This window comes from Euzebya sp. (genome assembly GCF_964222135.1).
In the GTDB taxonomy this organism is placed as follows: Bacteria; Actinomycetota; Nitriliruptoria; order Euzebyales; family Euzebyaceae; genus Euzebya.
Map to the genome: position 1 here is coordinate 87832 of NZ_CAXQBR010000019.1, position 19125 is coordinate 106956.

Below are 19125 nucleotides of genomic sequence, written 5' to 3' on the forward strand. Positions count from 1 at the left end.
GCCCTGCCCGCCAGCCTGGAGAGGAGTCCACGTGCCCGGATCCGCCCACCCCCACGCCCGCCACGCCATCGACCCCCGCGCGGAGCGCGATGCCTGCGGGATCGGGTTCGTCGCGAACGCCGGCGGGACGTCGAGCAGACGGATCGTGGCCGACGCGCTCGCCGGTCTGGCGGGGGTGATGCACCGCGGAGCGGTCGCCGCCGACGGGCGCTCGGGCGACGGGTCCGGGCTGCTCATCCCGCTCCCGCGGACCTTCCTGGCCGCCCAGGTCGGTGCGGCCGGCACCACCGCCGACCCGGACCGGCTGGGCGCCGCCGTGCTGTTCCTCGACCCCGCCGACACCGCCGCCGGGGACGAGGCCCGCGCGACGGCCCGCCGGGCGGTGGCCGACGCCATCGACCGCGTCGGGCTGACCCTGCTCGGGTGGCGGGAGGTCCCGACGGACCCGTCGGTCCTCGGCGACATCGCCCGCGCGGCGATGCCCCACATCGTCCAGGCGCTCATCGAGCGCCCCGCGGACATGGCCGTCGACGCGGCCGAGCGGGCCTGCTACCTGGCCCGCAAGCTGGCCGGTGCCGCCTGCGCGGCGGCGGGTGCGCAGCTGTACGTCGCGTCGTGGTCGTTCCGGACGATCACGTACAAGGGCATGTCCGCCGCCGACCGCCTGGCCGAGCTGTACCCCGACCTGGCCGACGACCGGGTCGAGGCGTGGTTCGCGATCTTCCACCAGCGCTACTCCACCAACACGAGCCCGACCTGGGCGCGGGCCCAGCCGTTCCGGTTCCTGTGCCACAACGGCGAGATCAACACGATCCAGGGCAACGTCAACCGGATGCACGCGAGGGTCGGGAACCTCGGCGCGGACTGGCCGGAGCTGGGGGAGGGGGGAGAGGCGCTGCTCCAGCCGGTCCTCGAGCCGGACGGCAGCGACTCCGCCCAGCTCGACGCCGTCCTCGAGCTGCTGCTCCGCGGCGGCCGGTCGGGCGAGCACGCGATGCGCATGCTGGTCCCCCCGGTGTGGGAGGGGTCCCGCGACCTGCCGCCGAGCGTGACGGACTTCTCGCGCTACCACGCCACCCTGGTCGAGCCGTGGGACGGGCCGGCCGGGTTGGTGTTCACCGACGGCGAGCGCGTCGGGGCGGCGCTCGACCGCAACGGCCTGCGCCCGATCCGCACCGCGGTGTGCGAGGACGGGTTCGTCGTGGCGTCCTCCGAGGTCGGCGCCGTCGACCTCTCCGGCCGCGGGCGGGTCCGGCGCGGCCGGCTGGGCCCGGGCCACATGATCCTCGTCGACCCGGCCCGCGGCGGGGTCTTGGAGAACGACGCGATCACGACCGAGCTCGCGCGCCGCCGCCCCTACGGGCGGTGGCTGCGGGAGAACCTCGTCCCCCTCGGCCCCGGCCTGCCGGTCGAGCACAGCCCCGAGGACCTCACCGCCCGCCAGCTGGTCGCCGGCTACACCAAGGAGGAGGAGATCACCGTCCTCCGCCCGATGGCCACGTCGGGCAAGGAGCCGATCAGCTCGATGGGCGACGACACCCAGCTGTCGGCGTTCACCGGCCGGACCCGGACGATCTACGCCTACCTGAAGCAGCGCTTCGCCCAGGTCACGAACCCCCCGATCGACCCCATCCGCGAGGCGGGGGCCATGTCGCTGCGGACGCTGCTGGGCCCCCAGCAGCCGCTGCTGGCCGAGGAGCCGGAGGCGGCTCGCCTCATCGAGCTCGAGTCGTTCGTGATCTACCCCCAGGGGCTGCAGCAGCTGGTCCTCGACCCCGACATCGGCTTCGCGGTCCACGGGCTCGACGCCACCTGGCCGGTGGCCGACGGGGCCGACGGCCTGGCGGCGCGGCTGGCCGAGCTGGGCGAGGAGGCCGTGGCGGCGGTCCGCGACGGCGCCGAGCTCCTTATCACCTCCGACCGCTCCGCCGCCGCCGACCGGGTGCCCGTCCCCGGCGTGCTCGCCGTCGGCGCCGTCCACCACGCGCTCATCCGCGCGCAGCTGCGGACGCGGACGTCGCTGATCGCCGAGACCGACGACGCGAGGGACACCCACTCCTACGCCTGCCTGCTCGGCTACGGCGCAGATGCGATCTGCCCGCGGCTCGCGCTCGAGTCGATGGCGCGCCTGGCCGACGAGGGCCGGGTCGGTCGGGACAACCCGTCGGCCGGCGAGGTGCAGGAGCTGCTCAAGCGCGCCGCCGAGCAGGGCGTGCTCAAGATCATGTCGAAGATGGGCATCTCGACGGTCGACGCGTACCGGGCCGCCCAGGTGTTCGAGGCGGTGGGCCTGGGACCGGACGTCATCGACGCGGCGCTCGTCGGCACCCCCTCCACCCTGGGCGGGGTCGGGCTGGCCGAGCTGGCCGCGGACGTCCTGGCCCGCCACGCCGAGGCCCACCCCGAGACCGGCTCCCTGCCGAGTCACGGCCGCTACAAGTACAAGCGTGGCGGGGAGTCCCACGCGACCAACCCCGACGTGGTGTCGGCGTTGCACCGGGCGGTCGGGCTCGAGGAGCCCGACGGCGATCGGGGGGCGGCGTACGCGGCGTACGCGGAGCTGGTCAGCTCCCGTCCGCCGACCGCGCCGCGGGACCTGCTCGAGTGGGTGCCCGCCGCCGAGCCGCTGCCCCTCGACGAGGTCGAGCCGGTCAGCTCGATCACCCAGCGCTTCTTCACCGGCGCGATGTCGCTCGGCGCCCTCTCCCCGGAGGCCCACGAGACCCTGGCGATCGCGATGAACGCCGTCGGCGGGTTCTCCAACTGCGGCGAGGGTGGCGAGGACCCCGCTCGGTTCGCCTCGCGCGGCACGGCGGTGGACCGGAACTCGAAGGTCAAGCAGGTCGCCTCGGGGCGCTTCGGCGTGACCCCGCGGTACCTGGCGTTCGCCGACGAGCTGCAGATCAAGATGGCGCAGGGCTCGAAGCCCGGGGAGGGGGGTCAGCTGCCGGGGCACAAGGTCTCGGCGCTCATCGCTCGGCTGCGCCACACCCAGCCCGGCGTGTCGCTGATCAGCCCGCCGCCGCACCACGACATCTACTCGATCGAGGACCTGGCCCAGCTGATCTACGACCTCAAGCAGGTGAACCCGCACGCGTCGGTCTCGGTGAAGCTGGTGGCCTCGGCCGGCGTCGGGACGGTGGCCGCCGGCGTGGTCAAGGGCCTGGCCGACGCCATCCAGATCTCCGGCGCGGACGGTGGGACGGGCGCCTCGCCGCTGTCGTCGATCGCCCACGCAGGAATGCCGTGGGAGGTCGGACTCGCCGACACCCAGCAGACGCTGGTCGCCAACGCCCTCCGCTCGCGGGTGCGCCTGCAGGTCGACGGCGGGTTCAAGTCCGGCCGGGACGTGCTGATCGCCGCGCTGCTCGGCGGCGACGAGTTCGGCTTCGGCACCGCCGCGCTGCTGGCCGAGGGCTGCATCATGGTCCGCGCCTGCCACCGCGACACCTGCCCGGTGGGGGTCGCCACCCAGCGCGTCGACCTGCGCCAGAAGTTCGCCGGCACGCCCGAGGGGGTCGCGGCGTTCATGCGGTTCGTGGCCGAGGAGGTCCGCCGCGGGCTGGCCGCCATGGGGCTGCGGTCGCTCGACGAGGCGATCGGCCGGGTCGACCTGCTGCGGGTCCGCGACGGGCTGGACCCGGCGACGCGCGCCGCGCACCTCGACCTGTCCCCGCTGCTCGTGGACGCGCGCGGGTCCGGTCTGGACACCGAGCTGGCGGGGACCGTCGGGGGCGACCCGGACGCGCTGCGGTACGTCGAGACCCTCCCGATCCAGGCGCCCCGCTCGCCGCTCGGCGACCGGGTCTTCGACGAGGCGTTCTTCACCCTGTGGGACGGCGGGATGGTCAGCCTCCGCTACGACATCACCAACGCCGACCGCACCGTCGGCGCCCGCCTCGGCGGCGCGATCGGCCTCGAGTTCGGCGACAGGGCCCCCGACGGCAGCGCGACGGTCCACTTCGACGGCCAGGCCGGGCAGTCCTTCGGGGCCTTCCTGTCCCCCGGCGTCCGCTTCGAGTTGACCGGCGAGGCCAACGACTACGTCGGCAAGGGCATGGCCGGCGGCACGATCGTCATCCGACCGCCGGCCGACGACGTCGTCCACGACGGCGGGCCGGTGCCGGTGCTCGCCGGCAACACCCTGCTGTACGGCGCGACGGGCGGCGAGCTGCTCGTCGCCGGTCGCGTGGGCGAGCGGTTCGCGGTCCGCAACTCCGGGGCGGACGCCGTGGTGGAGGGGACGGGGGAGCACGCCTGTGAGTACATGACCGGCGGCACCGTCGTCATCCTCGGCGAGACCGGCTTCAACCTCGGGGCCGGGATGACCGGCGGGGAGTGCATCGTCCACGACGACTCCTCCTGGGTCCTCGCGCGCGTCAACACCCAGCTGGTCGAGGCGCGGCGCCTGGACTCCGAGCAGCTCGACCGGGTCCGGCTCATGGTCGAGCGCCACGTCGAGCTGACGGGGTCGCGCCGCGGCGCGGCCCTGCTCTCGGACTGGGAGGACGCGTGGCGCGGCTTCTGGCGCATCGCCCCCAAGAGCGAGATCGCGAAGGTGGAGGCCGCCAACGAGGGGTCGGTGGGCGCGCCGGCGTGACGGCGCGGTCGGTCTGGTCCGGCCCTCCCGATGGCCTCCGCGTTGTCGATCCCACCCCGGTGTGGTTGCATCGCCGTCCACCACGCGAACGACCGTTCGCTGTGCGCACGACGAGCCGAGAGAGGCACCCATGGCACTCCGCTCCACCCCTCCGTTCCGCGGCGACCACGTCGGCAGCCTGCTGCGCCCGCCGGAGCTGCTCGAGGCCCGGCGGCGCCACGCCGCCGGTGAGATCGACGACGCCGCCCTGCGCGAGGCGGAGGACGCGGCGATCCGCGACGTCGTGGCGATGCAGCGGGAGGTCGGCCTGCAGACCGTCACCGACGGGGAGTTCCGACGCACGTCCTGGCACATGGACTTCATCTACCGGCTGGGCGGGATCAGCTCGACCGACGACCGGCTGACCGTGTCGTTCAAGAACCGGGAGGGCGGCCTGTCCTTCGAGGCGCGCGGCCTGGCCGTCACCGACCGGATCAGCCTGCCCGAGCCGATCTTCGCCGACGACTTCGCGTTCGTGCAGTCCGTCGCCGGCGAGGTCCAGACGCCGAAGCTGACCATCCCCTCCCCCTCGATGGTCCACTACCGCGGCGGGCCCGCCTCGATCGACCCGGAGGTCTACCCCGACGTCGAGGACTACTGGACCGACCTGGCCGACGCGTACGCGGCGCAGATCCGCGCCCTCGGCGAGCAGGGGTGCACGTACCTGCAGATGGACGACACGTCGCTCGCGTACCTGAACGACCCCGCCCAGCGCCAGATGGTCCGCGACCGCGGCGACGACCCCGACGAGCTGCTCGAGCGCTACATCGACACGATGAACCGCGCGATCGCCGCCAAGCCGGACGGCATGGCGATCACCACCCACATGTGCCGCGGGAACTTCCAGTCGTCGTGGGCGGCGGAGGGCGGCTACGACCAGGTGGCCGAGGCCCTCCTGACGACGCTGGACGTCGACGGGTTCTTCATGGAGTTCGACGACGAGCGGTCCGGCACGTTCGCGCCGCTGCGCCACCTCCCCGAGGGCAAGGTCGTCGTCCTCGGGCTGATGACCACCAAGACGGGCGAGCTCGAGGACCCCGAGGTGCTGAAGGCCCGGATCGACCAGGCGACCGAGCACGTGCCGCTCGACCAGCTGTGCCTGTCACCGCAGTGCGGGTTCTCCTCCACCGTCGAGGGCAACAAGCTCACCGCCGAGCAGCAGGCCGCCAAGCTGCGCCTGATCGTCGACCTCGCCGAGCAGGTCTGGGGCTGATCGGTGCCCGACCTGCTCGGCCAGCTGAAGCCCGCCCTCGAGGACGGGATCGCGTTCGTCCAGCGGATGGGCCTGCGACTCGACGCGATCGAGCCGGGGTACGTGAAGATGACCGCCCCGCTCGAGGGGAACGTCAACCACATCGGCACGATGTACGCCGGGGCGCTGTTCACGCTGGCCGAGGTGCCGGGCGGCGCGATCTTCCTGTCGACGTTCGACGCGAGCCGCTACTACCCGATCGTCAAGGGCATGGACATCCGCTTCGTCAAGCCGGCCACGACCGACATCAGCGTCGAGGTGCGCATCACCGCGGACGAGGTCGAGCGCATCCAGGCCGCCGCCGAGGCGGCGGGGAAGGCCGACTACTCGTGGACCTGCGAGCTCACCGACGCGGGCGGCGTCGTGGTGGCCCGGTCGACGAACGACTACCAGCTGCGCACCCACGGCTCGTAGCGGGTAGGGCTGCGCCTGACCCGTCCACCCGAGCGCACAGGAGCTGCACGCCATGGCCACCGAGCCCCACCCGGATCCCGAGCACCCCGCCGAGGAGGGGGTGGCGACGCCGTACCCCGACGAGACCCGCCAGGAGGGCGCGCACCTGCTGGCCAACCAGGCGCGCGACCGCCTGACGGCCGAGGGGTTCACGGACGCCCAGATCTTCGAGTGGGCCGTGGCGTTCAGCGATGCCGAGGGCGGCGGGACGGTCGAGGAGTTCGTCCGCTGGATCGAGGCGCAGGAGTCGACCGGGTAGCGCGCGCCACGCCCCCGGGTCAGCCGTCCCAGCCCGCGACGGCGGCGACCAGCTCGTCGACCTGCTCCGACGTGGTCGTCCACGCGCACACCAGCCGGGCGAACACCTCGCCCTCGGCGATCACGTCGGTGCCCGGCCCGACGCCGGGCCACTCGTAGAGGTGCGCACCCGACGCCTCCAGGTGGGCGAACAACCCGGCGGGCATGATCGGGAAGACCTCGTTGGCCTGGGTGGGGAGGGGCAGGCGGACCCGCCCCGCGGCGTCGAGGCCCTCCGCCAACCGGCGCGCCATCGCGTTCGCGTGCCGGGCGGTGTCGAGCCACAGGCCGTCGGCCAGGTAGGCCTCGAGCTGCGCGCCGAGGAACCGGCCCTTGCTGAGCAGCTGGGCGGTCTTCATGCGGCGGTGCGCGAACCCCTCGGCGAGGGCCCGGTCGAACAGCACCACGACCTCGAGGGCCATCGCGCCGTTCTTGGTGCCGCCGAAGGACAGCGCGTCCACGCCCGCCCGCCACGTGAGATCAGCCGGGGCGCACCCCTGGCTGACGAGCGCGTTGGCGAACCGGGCGCCGTCGACGTGCAGCCGCATGCCGCGACCGTGGGCCACCTCCGCGATCGCGCCGACCTCGTCGGGGGTGTAGACCGTGCCGAGCTCGGTGGCGTTGGTGATCGTGACTGTCGAGGGGAGGGGGTCGTGCTCGCCGCGGACGAACTGGGCCAGCCGGTCGCTGATGCCGTCAGGGGTCAGCTTGCCGGCGGGCTGGTCGAGGCCGATCAGCTTCGCGCCACCGGTGAACAGCTCGGGTGCGCCGCACTCGTCGACCATGACGTGGGCGTCGGCGTGGCACAGCACCCCGCCGAAGGACGGGGTCATGGCCGCCAGGCACAGGGAGTTGGCGGCGGTGCCGGTCAGCACCGGGAAGGCGGCGATGTCGGTCTCGAACAGCTCCGCCAGCGCGTCCAGCCCGCGTGCGGTGTACTCGTCCGCGCCGTAGGAGCCCTGTGCGCCCACGTTCGCCGCCGCGATGGCCGCCATGACGTCGGGGTGGACGCCCACCACGTTGTCGCTCGCGAAGTTCAAGCCACGTGCTCCTCGGTCGCAGGATCGACCGAGCAGCCTACGGAGCAGCCGGTGCCGTCGCCGCGCGCGGAGCGGACACCGGGCACGCGGCTCGCAGGTCCGCGATGGCCGAGTTCGCGCGGGTGCGGGTCGCGCCGTCCGGGAACGAGCCGAGCTCGGCGACGACGTGCCCGTCGGGGTAGGTGGGCCGGCGGACGGCGGTCAGGTCGTAGTCGGTGCGGCGCTCCGGCATCAGGTGGCGCTGCACCGCGGCCCGGGCGCGGAGGGCGCCGTGGACGCCGGCCACCACGGCCGGGGGCGCGGGGTCGTAGCCGAACGCGTCGAGCACCGGCGGGTCGAGGAGCGCGCGGACGACGGCGTGACCGATCCGGTGGAGGGGTGCGGGCAGGTACATGTCGAGGAACATGCCCATGGACGCGTCCGCCACGGCGGCGTTCGCGGGGTGGTAGGCGAAGTGCTCGGCCTCGTAGGCGCGGTTGACCCGCTCATACCAGGCGAGGTCGTCGGGCAGGTCGCCGAGGCCCATGTGCCGGCCGAGCTCGCGGTAGCTGATCACCTGGGCGGTGCGCTCGGCGTCGGTGAGGGACCTCCAGCCCCAGCGGTCGATCCAGCGGATCGGCTCGAGGATGAACGTGGTCAGGACGTAGAGGGTGTCGGTGGCCGCGATGTCGTAGGCGGCGTGCATCGCGTTCATGCGCCGCAGGGCGGTGCGGCCGCGCGGGTGGTCGAACCCGTGCTTGCTCATCTCCGCCATGATCAGCTCGGTGTCGTCGTAGCGCTTGCGGGGGCGCGCGGTGAACTCCCCCGTCGCCTCGAGCACCACCGAGATCGACGGTGAGGCGTAGGTGCGGAACAGCGCGAGGGACAGCGCGGTCTCGACGTCGTGGCCGAACTCGCGGCTGGCGAGCAGCCACATCACCTCCTGCGCCTCGGCGACCGGGTCGAGCCCGGCGATGCGGTCCGCGACCCGGTGGGTGCGGCCACGGGCGGTGGCGGCGAGACCGCCGAGCGCGAGACCGACCCCTGCCAGCGCGGTCCTGGGCAGGGCGACGTGGTGACTGCGCATCGGTGCCTCGGGGACTAGTCGGAGATCGCCATGGATCCTACGACGCTCGGTGATACGTTCAAGGCGGAGTTGTCTCACCGACGGCCAGGACGAGCCTCTACCGCGAGGCGTCTGCCGGCAGGTCCGGGGCGGCGGTCGGTCCCGGAACTGCCGGCGGCGGGGCCGCACCGACCTCGCCGTAGAGCTCCCGCGGGTCGTCGATGACGTGGCCGGCGTCGCACACCGACGTGACGTGCACCTGGGCGGCGCAGCCGCGGTGGCGGACGACGACGGTCGGCTCGTCCCGCCCGGTCAACCACCGGTCGCCGAAGTCCATCAGCGCGTGCATGACCGGCTGGAGGTCACGGCCCATCGCCGTCAACCGGTACTCGTGGCGAGCCCGATCGCCGTCGGGGCGGATCTCGCGCTTCTCGAGCACGCCTGCCGCGATCAGGTCGCGCAACCGCTGGGCCAGCACGCTCCGGGACACGCCGATGTGCCCCTGGATGTCGTCGAAGCGGCGCACGCCGTTGAGCACCTCGCGCAGGACCAGCACCGACCAGCGGTCCCCGATCACCTCGGCCGCGAGCGTGACGGCGCACGCCTCGTGGTCCACATCCCTCCAGCGCATGCCGCAGATGCTAGCTCGGTTTGCTTTCCGAACCCAGATGTGCTCAACTCTGGGTTCGGATACCGAACCCAAGTGTCGAGGAGGTGGAGGCGATGCCGCTCACGGCTGTCGATCGGGGAGCGCGGACGATGCCGGACGCACCCGCCCCGCTGTCGACGTCCGCGGGGCTGTTCGCGGGGTCCGCGGCGCCGCGCCTGGACCTGGCGACCGCCCGCGGGCAGGTGCTGGTGCGACCCGTGTCGCCGCTCGACGCCGACCGCGTGGACGCCTTCGTCGCGGGGCTGTCCGCGGCCTCGCGCTTCCGACGGTTCAACACCGGCGTGCACCGCCTGTCCCCCTCGCAGCTGGCCGCGATCGTCGACGTGGACCACCGCGGTCGCGAGACGCTGGTCGGGGTGGCGGGCCGGCGGGTGGTCGGCCTGGTCCAGTCGATCGAGCTGCCGGCCGACCCGACCGCGGTGGACATCGCCGTGGTGGTGGACGACGCGTGGCAGGGCCACGGGCTCGGGCGCCTGCTGCTGCAGGCGATCGCGGCCGCCGCGCAGGCGACCGGGCACGGCACCGCGCTGGTCATGGTGCAGGCCGACAACGGGGCGGTCCTGCACCTCATCCGCTCGTCGGGCCTGCCGACCGCCAGCCAGCGGCAGGGGGCATCGGTGGACATCACCATCCAGCTCTGACCGGCGGGGACGCGGGCGCCCCGGAGGCCGGTGGCTAGGGTGGAGCGCCATGCCGGACGCGGTCACACGTGAGGAGTTCCGTGACGTCATCGGGCGCTTCGCGACCGGGGTGACGGTCGTGACCGCGACCGACGACGAGGGTGACCACGGCATGACGGCGAGCGCCGTGTCGTCGCTGTCCCTCGACCCGCCGATGCTGCTCGTCTGCATGAACAAGTCGTCGCGCACCGGCGACGCGGTCATCGCGACCGGGCGGTTCACGGTCAACGTCCTGGCCGAGCACCAGGCCCGCCTCGCGACGCTGTTCGCGATGCCGGCCGACGACCGCTTCGCCGAGGTCGGCACGACCCGCCGGGCCAACGGCGCCCTGGCCCTCGACGACGTGCTCGCGGTGATCGACTGCGAGCTCTCCGAGGCCGTCGAGGCGGCCACCCACCACGTGATGATGGGGCGCGTCGTCGGCGTCGACGCCCGCGACGGCGCCCCGCTGGCCTACTTCCGCGGGCAGTTCGGCCAGCTGCAGCTGGCGCGCGCCGACGACGTGACCGCGGTGATCCGCGAGCAGCTCCTCGGCGGCCGACTGCCCGAGGGGCTGCTCGACGTCACCGACCTCGCCACCTCGTTGGGCGTCGAGGGCGGCCGCATCGAGCGGGCGCTCTCCGCCCTGCGGGGCGAGGGGCTGCTCGGCGGCGACCCCGTCGCCGGGTCCCGGATCGGACCGGTCACGCCGGCGGCGATCGACGACGCGCTCGACGCCCGCTGCGCGATCGAGCTGGGCGCCGCCGACCTGGCCGTCGGGGCGACCGGCGCGACGGTCGCAGCGGACCTGCGCCGCCTGGCCGCGCAGTCCGTCGAGGTCCTGGCGGACCCGGACGCGGACCTGGCCACCTACGCCGCGGCCAACACCGCCTTCCACGAGGCGATGGTCCGGACGGCCGGCTCGTCGGCGCTGCTCGACGCCTACCAGCGGCTCAGCCTGCCCGGCATGCTCCTGCGCGGGGTGCGCGACGCCGAGCTGCTAGACGCCGACCACGGCGCCGAGCACGTGGTGATCGCCGACGCCTGGGCCCGCGGCGACCTCCCCGGGGTCCGTGAGGCCATCGTCCGCCACACCGAGCACAGCCGCCGGACCCATCGGGCGGCGGCCGGGAGCTGACCCTCATCCCTCGACGCGTGGCGTGGCGTGGCCCGTCACCGTCACCGCGACGGCGTCCTGGCCGACCAGCCTGAGGAGCAGCAGGTCGTAGCGCCCCTCCACCGTGACCCGGACGACGTCGGGGGTCGCGGCCGCGCTGCGCTGGATGACCCGCGCGACCTCGGGGTGGGTGTCGACTGCCTCGAGCGCGCGGCGGGTCGCCTCGTCGGGGTCGAGGGCCACCTGCTGGCGGGCGGCCCGGCTCGCCTCGGGGGACAGCGCGGTCGCGCCGGCCGCGGCGGCCTCGTCGGCGATCGCCGCGATCCGCCCGCGCGCGGAGAGCGCCCCCCACAGGTCGAGGGAGATCGCGGCCAGCACCAGCACGAGCAGTGGCACGACCAGCAGCCAGACCACCGCCGAGCCGTCGTCCGCCGCACGCGCGGGCCGGGGCGAGTCGGTGGGGCAGGGGGAGGGGGAGGGGTCCGCCGCGGTCACGGTCGGCTCCGGTAGGGGTTGAGGCGCCGGGTGTGCTCCCCGGACACGTCAGGTCCGGCGATCTCTCCGAGGAGCGGGACGGTCACCGTCGGACCGTCGAGGGTGACGACGGCGGTCACGACCCCTTCCCGCGGGGTGCGACCGTCCGCGCCGACCGGGACGTCCACCTCGACCGCGGCGGTGGAGGGGTCGACGTCGCGGGCCGCCAGCACCTCCGCCGCGGCCTGGGACGCGGCACCGCCGGGGGCGGCGCCGTCAGCGGTGGCCGCCGCGACGCGGGCCGCCTCCCGCGCCGCCGCGGCCGCGGCCTCGTGCCGGGCGGTCCACGACGGCAGGACGGCGGCGAGCAGCAGCACCGGCAGGACCAGCACCGTCAAGCCGATGACCCACTCGGCGGTGACGAACCCGGACTCCGCCGCCGCGCGTCTCGGTCCGGGACCCGCGGCGCGCGCACGATGTGCAGGTGGGCCACCCACGTGGCCGACGTGCACATCGGCGGGGTGCCGTGCCCTGCGCTGCGTCACGACGACGCCGCCGGTTGCGCCACGCGGGCGTCGACCTCGACGGACTGGGTCGGGACGAGGGGGACCCACGGCTCGAACACCCCGGTCAGCGCAGCGGTCGTCGCTGCCGGGGCGACGGCGCACTCCACCGCCCCGATGCCGTCCCCGAGCGCGCCGAGACCGTCCAGCACGGCCTCGACCCGCACGGCACACGCCGCCGCCGCGCCCGTCGCGGCACCCTGTCGGGCCCCCTCCTCCACGGCGGCCTGCATCACCCCGCGGGCGTAGTGGACCGCCAGCAGGTTCGCCGCCGCGACGAGGAGCAGGAGGGTCAGCCCGACCGTCGCGATGAAGGCCGGGGTGACGTACCCGTCGACGTCCCGGTCGGTGCAGCTCGTCGCGGGGCGGTCAGCCGAGGGCCAGTTGGCCACGGATCCACTCGACGACGTCGACGCCGAGGCCCTGCAACCCGCCCCAGACCACCACGAGCGCGGCCACCGCCAGCGCGGCGTTCGCCAGCAGCTCGGCGGTGGAGAACCCCCCGTCGCCCTCGAGGCGGCCCACCGCCGCCACCCACCAGTCGGTCATGTCGTGCACGACGCACCAGTCCTTCCCGTCACGGCCCCCGTGACCGCGTCCGGGCCCAGTCAACGCCGCGTTCGGCGGGTGGTCAACCCCCTCTCCGCCAGCCTGTGGACGACCGCGCCGGACCCTCGGTCAGGGAGTGCGGGCCATCGCGTCGGCGACCTCGCGGACGTCGAGCCACCACTGCTCCACCGGTCGCTGCGCGCCCGCCTCGACCAGGCCGGGGAACTCGGCCAGCGGGGTGGTGCGGACCCTGCCGGACTGCAGGCCGACGAAGGCGCTGGCATCCCCGCCCTCGCCCGCCCGGTCCGAGAGGTGCTCGACGCAGGCCGCCGCGAGGCGGGTGGCCTGGATGCGGTCGAAGGGTGAGGGGCTGCCGCCCTGCTGGACGTGGCCGAGCACGGCCTGGCGGACGTCGAAGAGGTCGCCGCCCTCCTTCTCGAACAGCGCGGCGAGGAAGTCGGTGGTGTAGATCTCGTCGGCGCGCTCGGCACGGATCATGAGGCCGAGGCGCTTGCCGCCCTCGAAGCCCTCGATCAGGTCGTGCACGTCGCGCTGGAGGTCGGCGAGGGTGATGCCCTCCTCGGGCAGGTACGCGCGCTCGGCCCCGGTGGCCAGGCCGCCGAGCAGGGCCAGGTACCCGCTGTCGTGGCCCATCACCTCGACGACGAAGCAGCGGTGCGCGGCGACGGCTGACTGCTTGATCCGGTCGACGTCGAAGGCGATCGCGTTGAGGGCGGTGTCGCTGCCGACGGCGAGCTCGGAGACCGGCAGGTCGTTGTTGATCGACGCGGGCATGCAGACGATCGGCAGGTCGAGCGCGGGGTGGGTTCCCCGGGCGTCGTGCAACGCGTGCGCCGCGCGGTAGGCCGAGAACCCGCCGATCACCAGCAGCGCGTCGAGGTCGTGCTCGCGGATCGTCGAGGCGATGGCCTCGTACCCCTCGTCGTGGGGCTGGTAGCGGGAGGTGCCGAGCTCGGCCCCGCCCTCCTGCACCCACCCGCTGACGGTCATCCAGTCCATCTCCTCCACCCAGCCGTTCGCCAGGCCGCGGAAGCCGCGGCGGATGGCGACCGTGCGGTGCCCCCGGTCCATGGCCAGGCGGACCGCGGCCCGGACCGCGGTGTTCATCCCCGGTGCCGGCCCACCGCCGTGCATGATCCCGATGCGGAGCTGGCGCTGCCCCTCCCCCGGTGGGCGGGCAGTCGCCCGGGTGATGGTCTGCAGGATCCGCCAGGAGTCGGCGAAGCTGCCGCCCCGCATCGCCATCGCCTCGTCGTAGTCGCCCTGGTCGAGCAACCGCGCGACGGTGCGGGTCTGGTCGACGGCGTGCTCGAGGGGGGTCGTGACGATCTGGTGCTCGCGGATCCCGATCACCTGGGGCGGGGCGTCGGGGTCGCCGTGGAGCAGGTGCTCGACCGCGGCGTAGCCGAGCAGCGTGCCGAGGTTGCGGTCGAACGCGCTGGGCGCGCCCCCGCGCTGGACGTGGCCGAGGATGGTGACCCGTGTGTCGACGCCGAGCCGCTCGCTGAGGAGGGTCCGGACGTCCTCGGAGGTGACGGGGTTCCCGTCGGTGTCGGTCGCGCCCTCGGCGACGACCACGATGCTCTGGCGACGTCCGGCTCGCCGACCCGCCGAGAGGGCCTCGCACATGGCGTCCTGCCACTCCCCGACCTGGGCGGGCCGCTCCGGGATCAGCACCCAGTTCGCACCGGTCGACAGCGCGCCCATCAACGCGAGGTAGCCGCAGTGGCGGCCCATCACCTCGACCACGAACGTGCGCTGGTGGCTGGCGGCGGTGCTGTGGAGGGCGTCGATCGCCTCGGTGATGCGGTGGAGGGCGGTGTCGGACCCGATCGTCATGTCGGTCCCGAACATGTCGTTGTCGATGGACCCGACCAACCCGACCAGTCGGAGGCGCGGGTGGGCGTCGGCCTGCTCGCGATCCAGCTCACCGGCTTCGACGAGCTCGTCGAGCAGGCCGGACCACTCATGGCGGAAGACGTCCGCCCCGGTCAGGCTGCCGTCCCCACCGATGACGACGAGGGCGTCGATGTCGCGCTCGATCAGGTTCTTCGCCGCCTGCCGCCGGCCGTCACGGGTGCGGAAGGCCTCGCTGCGGGCGGTGCCGATCTCCGTCCCGCCCCGGTGGAGGATGCCGCCGACGTCGCCGAAGCCGATCGGGCGGATCGCGTCGCCGCCGTCGACCATCCCCTTGTAGCCCTCGTAGACGGCGTGCACCCCCACATCGCGGTGGGCGGCGGTCCGCACGACGGCGCGGACCGCGGCGTTCATGCCGGGGCTGTCCCCGCCGCTCGTCAGCACGGCGATGTTCGACGGACGGTGGTCGCTCATGGCGCAGGCCTACCCGACAAGTCAGTCGCCGGCAACGTCGTGGGCGGGCGACTCGAGGGAGCTGAGGAGGCGGCCGAGCAGCACCGACAGCTCGTCCCGCTCGTCCCGGCGGAGTCCGGCGAGCATCTCCGCCAGGTTCTCCACGTGCCGGGTGGTGGCCTCGTCGACCAGCCTGCGGCCGCTGCGGGTCAGCGCGATGCGGACGCTGCGCCGGTCATCGGGGTCGACGGTGCGCGTGATCAGCCCCATCCCCTCCAGCTTGTCCAGGCGGTTCGTCATCGCCCCGGGGGAGAGCAGCAGGGACTGGGCGAGCGCGCCAGCCGCCCGCGCGTAGGGGGTCCCGGCGCGACGCAGCGTCGCCAGGACGTCGAACTCCCCCCGGTTGACCCCGGCCGTCGCCAACCCGGCGGCGATCCGCTTGCCGGCCAGCACGTCCGCGCGGGTCAGCAGCCCGAACAGCGCCATCGGCGTGGGGTCGAGGTCGGGACGCTCCCGACGCCACTCCTCCACCATCGCAGCCACTACGTCCTCACCACCCACGCCCCTCACCACCCACGGTCCTCACCACCCATGTCGGGGACCCTATCAAGAAACTGTTTGACATCGAAAGGACAGCAAGTCATTTTGATGTCGAACGGATCCGACCCGGTGATCCGACGAGATGGAGGTGAGGCAGATGGAGCACCCGAACGCCACCGCCCTGCGGCGGTTGTACGACGCGGCGGCCGCCGGCGACGTGGACGGGATCGTCGCGGGCATGACCCCGGACGTGGTCTGGCACGTCCCGGGGCGCAGCACGAACAGCGGGACCTACAAGGGCCCGGAGGAGGTGCTCGGCTTCCTCGGCACGGCCGCCGAGCGGACCGGCGGCACGCTGTCACTGACCGTGCACCGCGTCTTCGCCGACGACGAGTGGGGGGTCGTGCTCACGACCTACACCGCCACCCGCGAGGGCGCGCAGCTCGAGAACAACCTCGCCCACGTCGTCCGCATGGTCGACGGGCGGATCGCCGAGAGCTGGTACCACAGCCGCAACCAGTACGAGGTCGACGACTTCTGGGGGCGTCCCTGATCATCGCCCGGATGGCGCGCCGAACACCACCGCGAAGGTCACGGGCGACCGATTCAGCTGAGCGCGCCCACCACCGCGCATGCGACGGGCAGCTTGACGGTCCAGTCGCCGGCGTGCAGCACGGCGGTGCGCACCGGGACGCCCTCCCACACGACGGACCCGACGAGTATCAGCGCGGGCAGGATGGCGAGGCCCAGGCCCGCGAGGGCGCCGCCGGCAGCGCCCTCCCACCCGGCGGCCCCGAGCAGCACCGCGGCGAGGATGGCGAGGGGGGACATGGCTGGACCTTCACGTCGGTGGAGCCGGTCGTCACCCCCATGACGATCGAGGCGACACCCGATCGACAGCCGAGAGACGTCGATCAGCCGACCGCATCCCGTCGGGCGCGGAGCCACGCGATCACCGCGCCGTCGTCCGACAGGGCGATGGCCCGGTCGTAGGCCTGGCGGGCCGCCCGGTGGTCACCCGCCGCCACGAGCAGGTGCGCCCGGGTCGCCCAGGCGGGCTGGAACTCGTCGGCGGCCGATCCCAGCGCGTCGATGGCGGCGAGGCCGACGTTGGGCCCGTCGGTGCTGCCCAGCACGGCCGCCAGCGCGACCCGGCTGCCCAGCGTCGGGGCGAGGTGGACCAGGGCCAGGTGGAGGGTGCCCAGCGCCGCCCAGTCGATCCGGTCGCTCCGGATGCGGGAGGCGTGGACGGCCTCGATGGCGGCCTCGAGCTGGAACCGACCGGTGCGGCCGAGCGCAGACGCACGTCGGAGGTACCCCTCCGCCTCCGCGATCAGCGCGGCGTCCCACCGATCGGGATCCTGCTCGTCGAGCGGCACGTACCACCCGACCGCACGGCCGCCGGCCCGCGCCACCCCGAAGGTGATCGACGCCGCGAGGCCCCATGCCTCCGGGTCGTCGTCCAGCAGCTCGGCGGTGGCCACGGCGAGGCGTCGGGCCTCCGCCGCCACCGAGGTGTGGACCGCGTCCCCGGCGGCACCGTGCCAGGTCAGGGCGTAGCAGCCGTGGAGCGCCTCCAGCACCGCCGGCACCCGGTCCGCCAGCTGTCCGGGACCGGGCACCTCGAAGGGCACCCCGCGGGCGCGGATCCTGGCCTTCGCCCGCACCAGCCGCTGGGCCATCGTGGCGCTGGGCACCGCGTAGGCACGTGCGATGTCAGCGGCCTCGAACCCGAGGACGACCTGCAACATCAGGGGCGTGCGCGCGCCGACGTCGACGTCGGGGTGCGAGCAGGCGAAGAGCAGCGCCACGCGACGGTCGCCGATGGCGTCGGGGTCGAGGTCGGCGAACGGGTCGACGGCGGCGACGTGGTCGGCCTCCTCCAGATCCGCCGCCGTCCGGTGCGCCGACGACCGCCACACGTCCCGGATCCGGTTCCGGGCAGCCGTCAGCAGCCACCCGTCGGGGTTGTCCGGCACCCCCGACCGCGGCCAGGTGCGCAGGGCGCTGCCGAAGGCCTCCGACAGGGCGTCCTCGGCCAGGGCGAGGTCGCCGGTCGACCCGGCGAGCAGCGCGACCAGGCGGCCGTAGGACAGGCGGGCGGCACCCTCGGCAGCCTCCCGCGCCGCACGTCCCCGGTCCCCTCCGGCCACGTAGTCAGGCGTTCGGCACCCACGCGCCGCCGGTGAAGTGGACCATCCCCGGGCGGACCTCGATCCAGCCGTGGTCGATCAGCGGCGCGTCGCCCGCCCAGCGGATGGCCTCGTCGGCGTCCACCACGTCGATGAGGAACGTGCCGGCGAGCTGCTCCTTGGTGGCGGCGTGCGGGCCGTCCTGGACCAGCAGCCGCTCGTCGCGGCGCATGACGGTGGTCGTGGCGGACGACTGGGCCAGCACCTCGGCGGCCAGGAGCACCCCCGCCTGCTCGAGCGCAGCGGCGTACGCCTCGAACAGGCGCTCGCCCTCGGCCTGCATCTCCGGGCCGAGCTCCTCGGGGGTCATCTCGGGGTAGTGGAGCAGCAACGTGTAGCGCATGGGTCCTCCTCCAGGACGGGCAGATCCTAGTGCGCTGTCGATCGGCGGGCTGCTTGTCCGTCATGGGGGTGTCCGAGCAGATCCACGACCCGGAGCACACCCCATGCCGACCATCACCACGTTCCTCAGCACGACCCTGGACGGGGTCGTCCAGGCCCCCGGCCGTCCCGACGAGGACCGACGAGGCGGGTTCGCCCACGGCGGCTGGGCGGCCGGGTACGCCGACGAGGTGTCGATGGCGTTCGCGGGGGAGGGGATGGCGCGTGGCGGCCCGCTCCTGCTCGGCCGCAGGACGTATGAGGACCTGCTCGGGTTCTGGACGACGACGCCGGAGCCGAACCCCTTCACCGACGTGCTGGTCGCCGCCCCGAAGCTGGTCGTGTCCCGGTCGGCCAGGACCGCGCTCGGCTACCCCAACTCGACCCTGCTGGCCGGCGAGGCGACGTCGTCCGTGGCGGCGCTGGGCGACGAGGTCGGCGACCTCACCGTCCTCGGCAGCATCGAGCTGGTCACCGCCCTGGAGGCCGCCGGGCTCGTCGACACCCACATCCTGTCGATCCACCCGATCGTCCTCGGGTCGGGGCGGCGGCTGTTCACCGGGACGGTCCGCCGGGACCTCCGCCTGCAGCGGTCGATCACCACGACGACGGGGGTGATCATCGCGGTGTACGGCCGGATCTGACCTCTGGGGGGACCGGGTCCCGGGTCGTGTGGCCCGGGTCGTGTGGTCCGTCCTGGGGCGGGTCCAGGGTCCCGCGGGTGGGGGGTCCGCTGGCCTGTCGACAGACCCGCCGGGTGAGGATGCTGATGGTGTCTCCACCACACACCACCAACCCCACACCAGACCGGAGACCTGGGACCTTACGAGGAGGTCCACCGTCATGATCGCGTCCCGCATCCGCATCCTCGGCGTCGTCCTCGCCGCCATCGGCATCGCCTTCATCGGCGGCGGCATCTACGC

20 protein-coding genes are annotated in these 19125 nt (G+C 73.9%); 8 read left to right on the forward strand and 12 right to left on the reverse strand.

Annotated elements, in window-relative coordinates:
• The first annotated feature begins 31 nt into the window (after window positions 1-31).
• The 4 genes from gltB to ACEQ2X_RS04865 all read left to right on the forward strand — a co-directional run bounded on the left by gltB (window position 32) and on the right by ACEQ2X_RS04865 (window position 6603).
• A complete protein-coding gene (gene gltB, locus ACEQ2X_RS04850) occupies window positions 32-4600 on the forward strand; it encodes a glutamate synthase large subunit (RefSeq protein ID WP_370324648.1) in 4569 nt (1522 codons plus the stop codon).
• A gap of 130 nt (window positions 4601-4730) precedes the next feature.
• A complete protein-coding gene (locus tag ACEQ2X_RS04855; RefSeq protein WP_370324649.1) occupies window positions 4731-5852 on the forward strand; it encodes a 5-methyltetrahydropteroyltriglutamate--homocysteine S-methyltransferase in 1122 nt (373 codons plus the stop codon).
• 3 nt (window positions 5853-5855) lie between these two features.
• Window positions 5856-6305 (forward strand): YiiD C-terminal domain-containing protein, encoded by a 450-nt coding sequence (locus tag ACEQ2X_RS04860; RefSeq protein WP_370324650.1) that lies wholly within the window; start codon window positions 5856-5858, stop codon window positions 6303-6305.
• 52 nt (window positions 6306-6357) lie between these two features.
• Window positions 6358-6603 carry a hypothetical protein gene (locus ACEQ2X_RS04865; protein ID WP_370324651.1) on the forward strand — a complete coding sequence of 82 codons (246 nt, stop codon included), beginning with the start codon at window positions 6358-6360 and terminating at the stop codon, window positions 6601-6603.
• Window positions 6604-6622: 19 nt separating this feature from the next.
• Here ACEQ2X_RS04865 and ACEQ2X_RS04870 read toward each other — a convergent pair whose 3' ends face one another.
• The 3 genes from ACEQ2X_RS04870 to ACEQ2X_RS04880 form a co-directional block, all read right to left on the reverse strand.
• The gene (locus ACEQ2X_RS04870) at window positions 6623-7681 is read right to left on the reverse strand and encodes a low specificity L-threonine aldolase (RefSeq protein WP_370324652.1); all 1059 of its coding nucleotides are present in this window, start codon (window positions 7679-7681) and stop codon (window positions 6623-6625) included.
• 37 nt (window positions 7682-7718) lie between these two features.
• Window positions 7719-8747: a DUF2236 domain-containing protein gene (locus ACEQ2X_RS04875; protein WP_370324653.1), complete on the reverse strand. Its 1029-nt coding sequence runs from the start codon at window positions 8745-8747 to the stop codon at window positions 7719-7721.
• A 97-nt stretch (window positions 8748-8844) separates the two neighbouring features.
• Entirely contained in the window at window positions 8845-9357 is a 513-nt protein-coding gene (locus ACEQ2X_RS04880) for a winged helix-turn-helix transcriptional regulator (protein WP_370324654.1), read from the reverse strand.
• A 128-nt stretch (window positions 9358-9485) separates the two neighbouring features.
• On the opposite strand from ACEQ2X_RS04880, the gene ACEQ2X_RS04885 reads away from it, so the two are divergent.
• Both ACEQ2X_RS04885 and ACEQ2X_RS04890 read left to right on the forward strand, forming a co-directional pair.
• Window positions 9486-10037 (forward strand): N-acetyltransferase family protein, encoded by a 552-nt coding sequence (locus tag ACEQ2X_RS04885; protein ID WP_370324655.1) that lies wholly within the window; start codon window positions 9486-9488, stop codon window positions 10035-10037.
• Window positions 10038-10086: 49 nt separating this feature from the next.
• Window positions 10087-11193, forward strand: coding sequence for a flavin reductase (locus tag ACEQ2X_RS04890; protein WP_370324656.1), 1107 nt, complete (start codon window positions 10087-10089; stop codon window positions 11191-11193).
• Between the two features lie 3 nt (window positions 11194-11196).
• Here the strand turns inward: ACEQ2X_RS04890 and ACEQ2X_RS04895 are convergent, their stop codons facing one another.
• The 6 genes from ACEQ2X_RS04895 to ACEQ2X_RS04920 all read right to left on the reverse strand — a co-directional run bounded on the left by ACEQ2X_RS04895 (window position 11197) and on the right by ACEQ2X_RS04920 (window position 15623).
• Window positions 11197-11667, reverse strand: a complete 471-nt coding sequence (locus ACEQ2X_RS04895; protein ID WP_370324657.1) for a hypothetical protein — start codon at window positions 11665-11667, stop codon at window positions 11197-11199.
• Entirely contained in the window at window positions 11664-12143 is a 480-nt protein-coding gene (locus ACEQ2X_RS04900; RefSeq protein ID WP_370324658.1) for a hypothetical protein, read from the reverse strand. Before ACEQ2X_RS04900 ends, ACEQ2X_RS04895 begins: the two co-directional genes overlap by 4 nt.
• A gap of 44 nt (window positions 12144-12187) precedes the next feature.
• Complete coding sequence (locus ACEQ2X_RS04905; protein WP_370324659.1) at window positions 12188-12601, reverse strand: hypothetical protein; 414 nt, start codon at window positions 12599-12601, stop codon at window positions 12188-12190.
• The gene (locus ACEQ2X_RS04910) at window positions 12579-12767 is read right to left on the reverse strand and encodes a hypothetical protein (RefSeq protein WP_370324660.1); all 189 of its coding nucleotides are present in this window, start codon (window positions 12765-12767) and stop codon (window positions 12579-12581) included. Before ACEQ2X_RS04910 ends, ACEQ2X_RS04905 begins: the two co-directional genes overlap by 23 nt.
• A 120-nt stretch (window positions 12768-12887) precedes the next feature.
• Window positions 12888-15110 (reverse strand): 6-phosphofructokinase, encoded by a 2223-nt coding sequence (locus tag ACEQ2X_RS04915; protein ID WP_370324661.1) that lies wholly within the window; start codon window positions 15108-15110, stop codon window positions 12888-12890.
• A gap of 21 nt (window positions 15111-15131) precedes the next feature.
• Window positions 15132-15623, reverse strand: a complete 492-nt coding sequence (locus ACEQ2X_RS04920) for a MarR family winged helix-turn-helix transcriptional regulator (protein WP_370324671.1) — start codon at window positions 15621-15623, stop codon at window positions 15132-15134.
• A 163-nt stretch (window positions 15624-15786) separates the two neighbouring features.
• Between ACEQ2X_RS04920 and ACEQ2X_RS04925 the strand changes: the two genes are divergently transcribed.
• Complete coding sequence (locus ACEQ2X_RS04925; RefSeq protein WP_370324662.1) at window positions 15787-16182, forward strand: nuclear transport factor 2 family protein; 396 nt, start codon at window positions 15787-15789, stop codon at window positions 16180-16182.
• 53 nt (window positions 16183-16235) lie between these two features.
• Here the strand turns inward: ACEQ2X_RS04925 and ACEQ2X_RS04930 are convergent, their stop codons facing one another.
• The 3 genes from ACEQ2X_RS04930 to ACEQ2X_RS04940 all read right to left on the reverse strand — a co-directional run bounded on the left by ACEQ2X_RS04930 (window position 16236) and on the right by ACEQ2X_RS04940 (window position 18164).
• Window positions 16236-16460: a hypothetical protein gene (locus ACEQ2X_RS04930; RefSeq protein ID WP_370324663.1), complete on the reverse strand. Its 225-nt coding sequence runs from the start codon at window positions 16458-16460 to the stop codon at window positions 16236-16238.
• 83 nt (window positions 16461-16543) lie between these two features.
• On the reverse strand, window positions 16544-17782 hold the full coding sequence (locus ACEQ2X_RS04935; protein WP_370324664.1) for an RNA polymerase sigma factor: 1239 nt from the start codon (window positions 17780-17782) through the stop codon (window positions 16544-16546).
• Window positions 17783-17786: 4 nt separating this feature from the next.
• Window positions 17787-18164: a YciI family protein gene (locus ACEQ2X_RS04940; RefSeq protein ID WP_370324665.1), complete on the reverse strand. Its 378-nt coding sequence runs from the start codon at window positions 18162-18164 to the stop codon at window positions 17787-17789.
• A 103-nt stretch (window positions 18165-18267) separates the two neighbouring features.
• Here ACEQ2X_RS04940 and ACEQ2X_RS04945 point away from each other — a divergent pair, with 103 nt between their 5' ends.
• The gene (locus ACEQ2X_RS04945; protein WP_370324666.1) at window positions 18268-18846 is read left to right on the forward strand and encodes a dihydrofolate reductase family protein; all 579 of its coding nucleotides are present in this window, start codon (window positions 18268-18270) and stop codon (window positions 18844-18846) included.
• Window positions 18847-19125: the final 279 nt, after the last annotated feature.

Bases quoted from the DNA above. Each gene is read 5' to 3' on its own strand.
- ACEQ2X_RS04875 (WP_370324653.1), bottom strand. From the start codon at position 8,747: ATGCGCAGTCACCACGTCGCCCTGCCCAGGACCGCGCTGGCAGGGGTC.
- ACEQ2X_RS04940 (WP_370324665.1), bottom strand. From the start codon at position 18,164: ATGCGCTACACGTTGCTGCTCCACTACCCCGAGATGACCCCCGAGGAG.
- ACEQ2X_RS04915 (WP_370324661.1), bottom strand. From the start codon at position 15,110: ATGAGCGACCACCGTCCGTCGAACATCGCCGTGCTGACGAGCGGCGGG.
- ACEQ2X_RS04945 (WP_370324666.1), top strand. From the start codon at position 18,268: ATGCCGACCATCACCACGTTCCTCAGCACGACCCTGGACGGGGTCGTC.
- ACEQ2X_RS04890 (WP_370324656.1), top strand. From the start codon at position 10,087: ATGCCGGACGCGGTCACACGTGAGGAGTTCCGTGACGTCATCGGGCGC.
- ACEQ2X_RS04885 (WP_370324655.1), top strand. From the start codon at position 9,486: ATGCCGGACGCACCCGCCCCGCTGTCGACGTCCGCGGGGCTGTTCGCG.
- ACEQ2X_RS04925 (WP_370324662.1), top strand. From the start codon at position 15,787: ATGGAGCACCCGAACGCCACCGCCCTGCGGCGGTTGTACGACGCGGCG.
- ACEQ2X_RS04920 (WP_370324671.1), bottom strand. From the start codon at position 15,623: ATGGTGGAGGAGTGGCGTCGGGAGCGTCCCGACCTCGACCCCACGCCG.
- ACEQ2X_RS04880 (WP_370324654.1), bottom strand. From the start codon at position 9,357: ATGCGCTGGAGGGATGTGGACCACGAGGCGTGCGCCGTCACGCTCGCG.
- ACEQ2X_RS04865 (WP_370324651.1), top strand. From the start codon at position 6,358: ATGGCCACCGAGCCCCACCCGGATCCCGAGCACCCCGCCGAGGAGGGG.
- ACEQ2X_RS04855 (WP_370324649.1), top strand. From the start codon at position 4,731: ATGGCACTCCGCTCCACCCCTCCGTTCCGCGGCGACCACGTCGGCAGC.
- ACEQ2X_RS04930 (WP_370324663.1), bottom strand. From the start codon at position 16,460: ATGTCCCCCCTCGCCATCCTCGCCGCGGTGCTGCTCGGGGCCGCCGGG.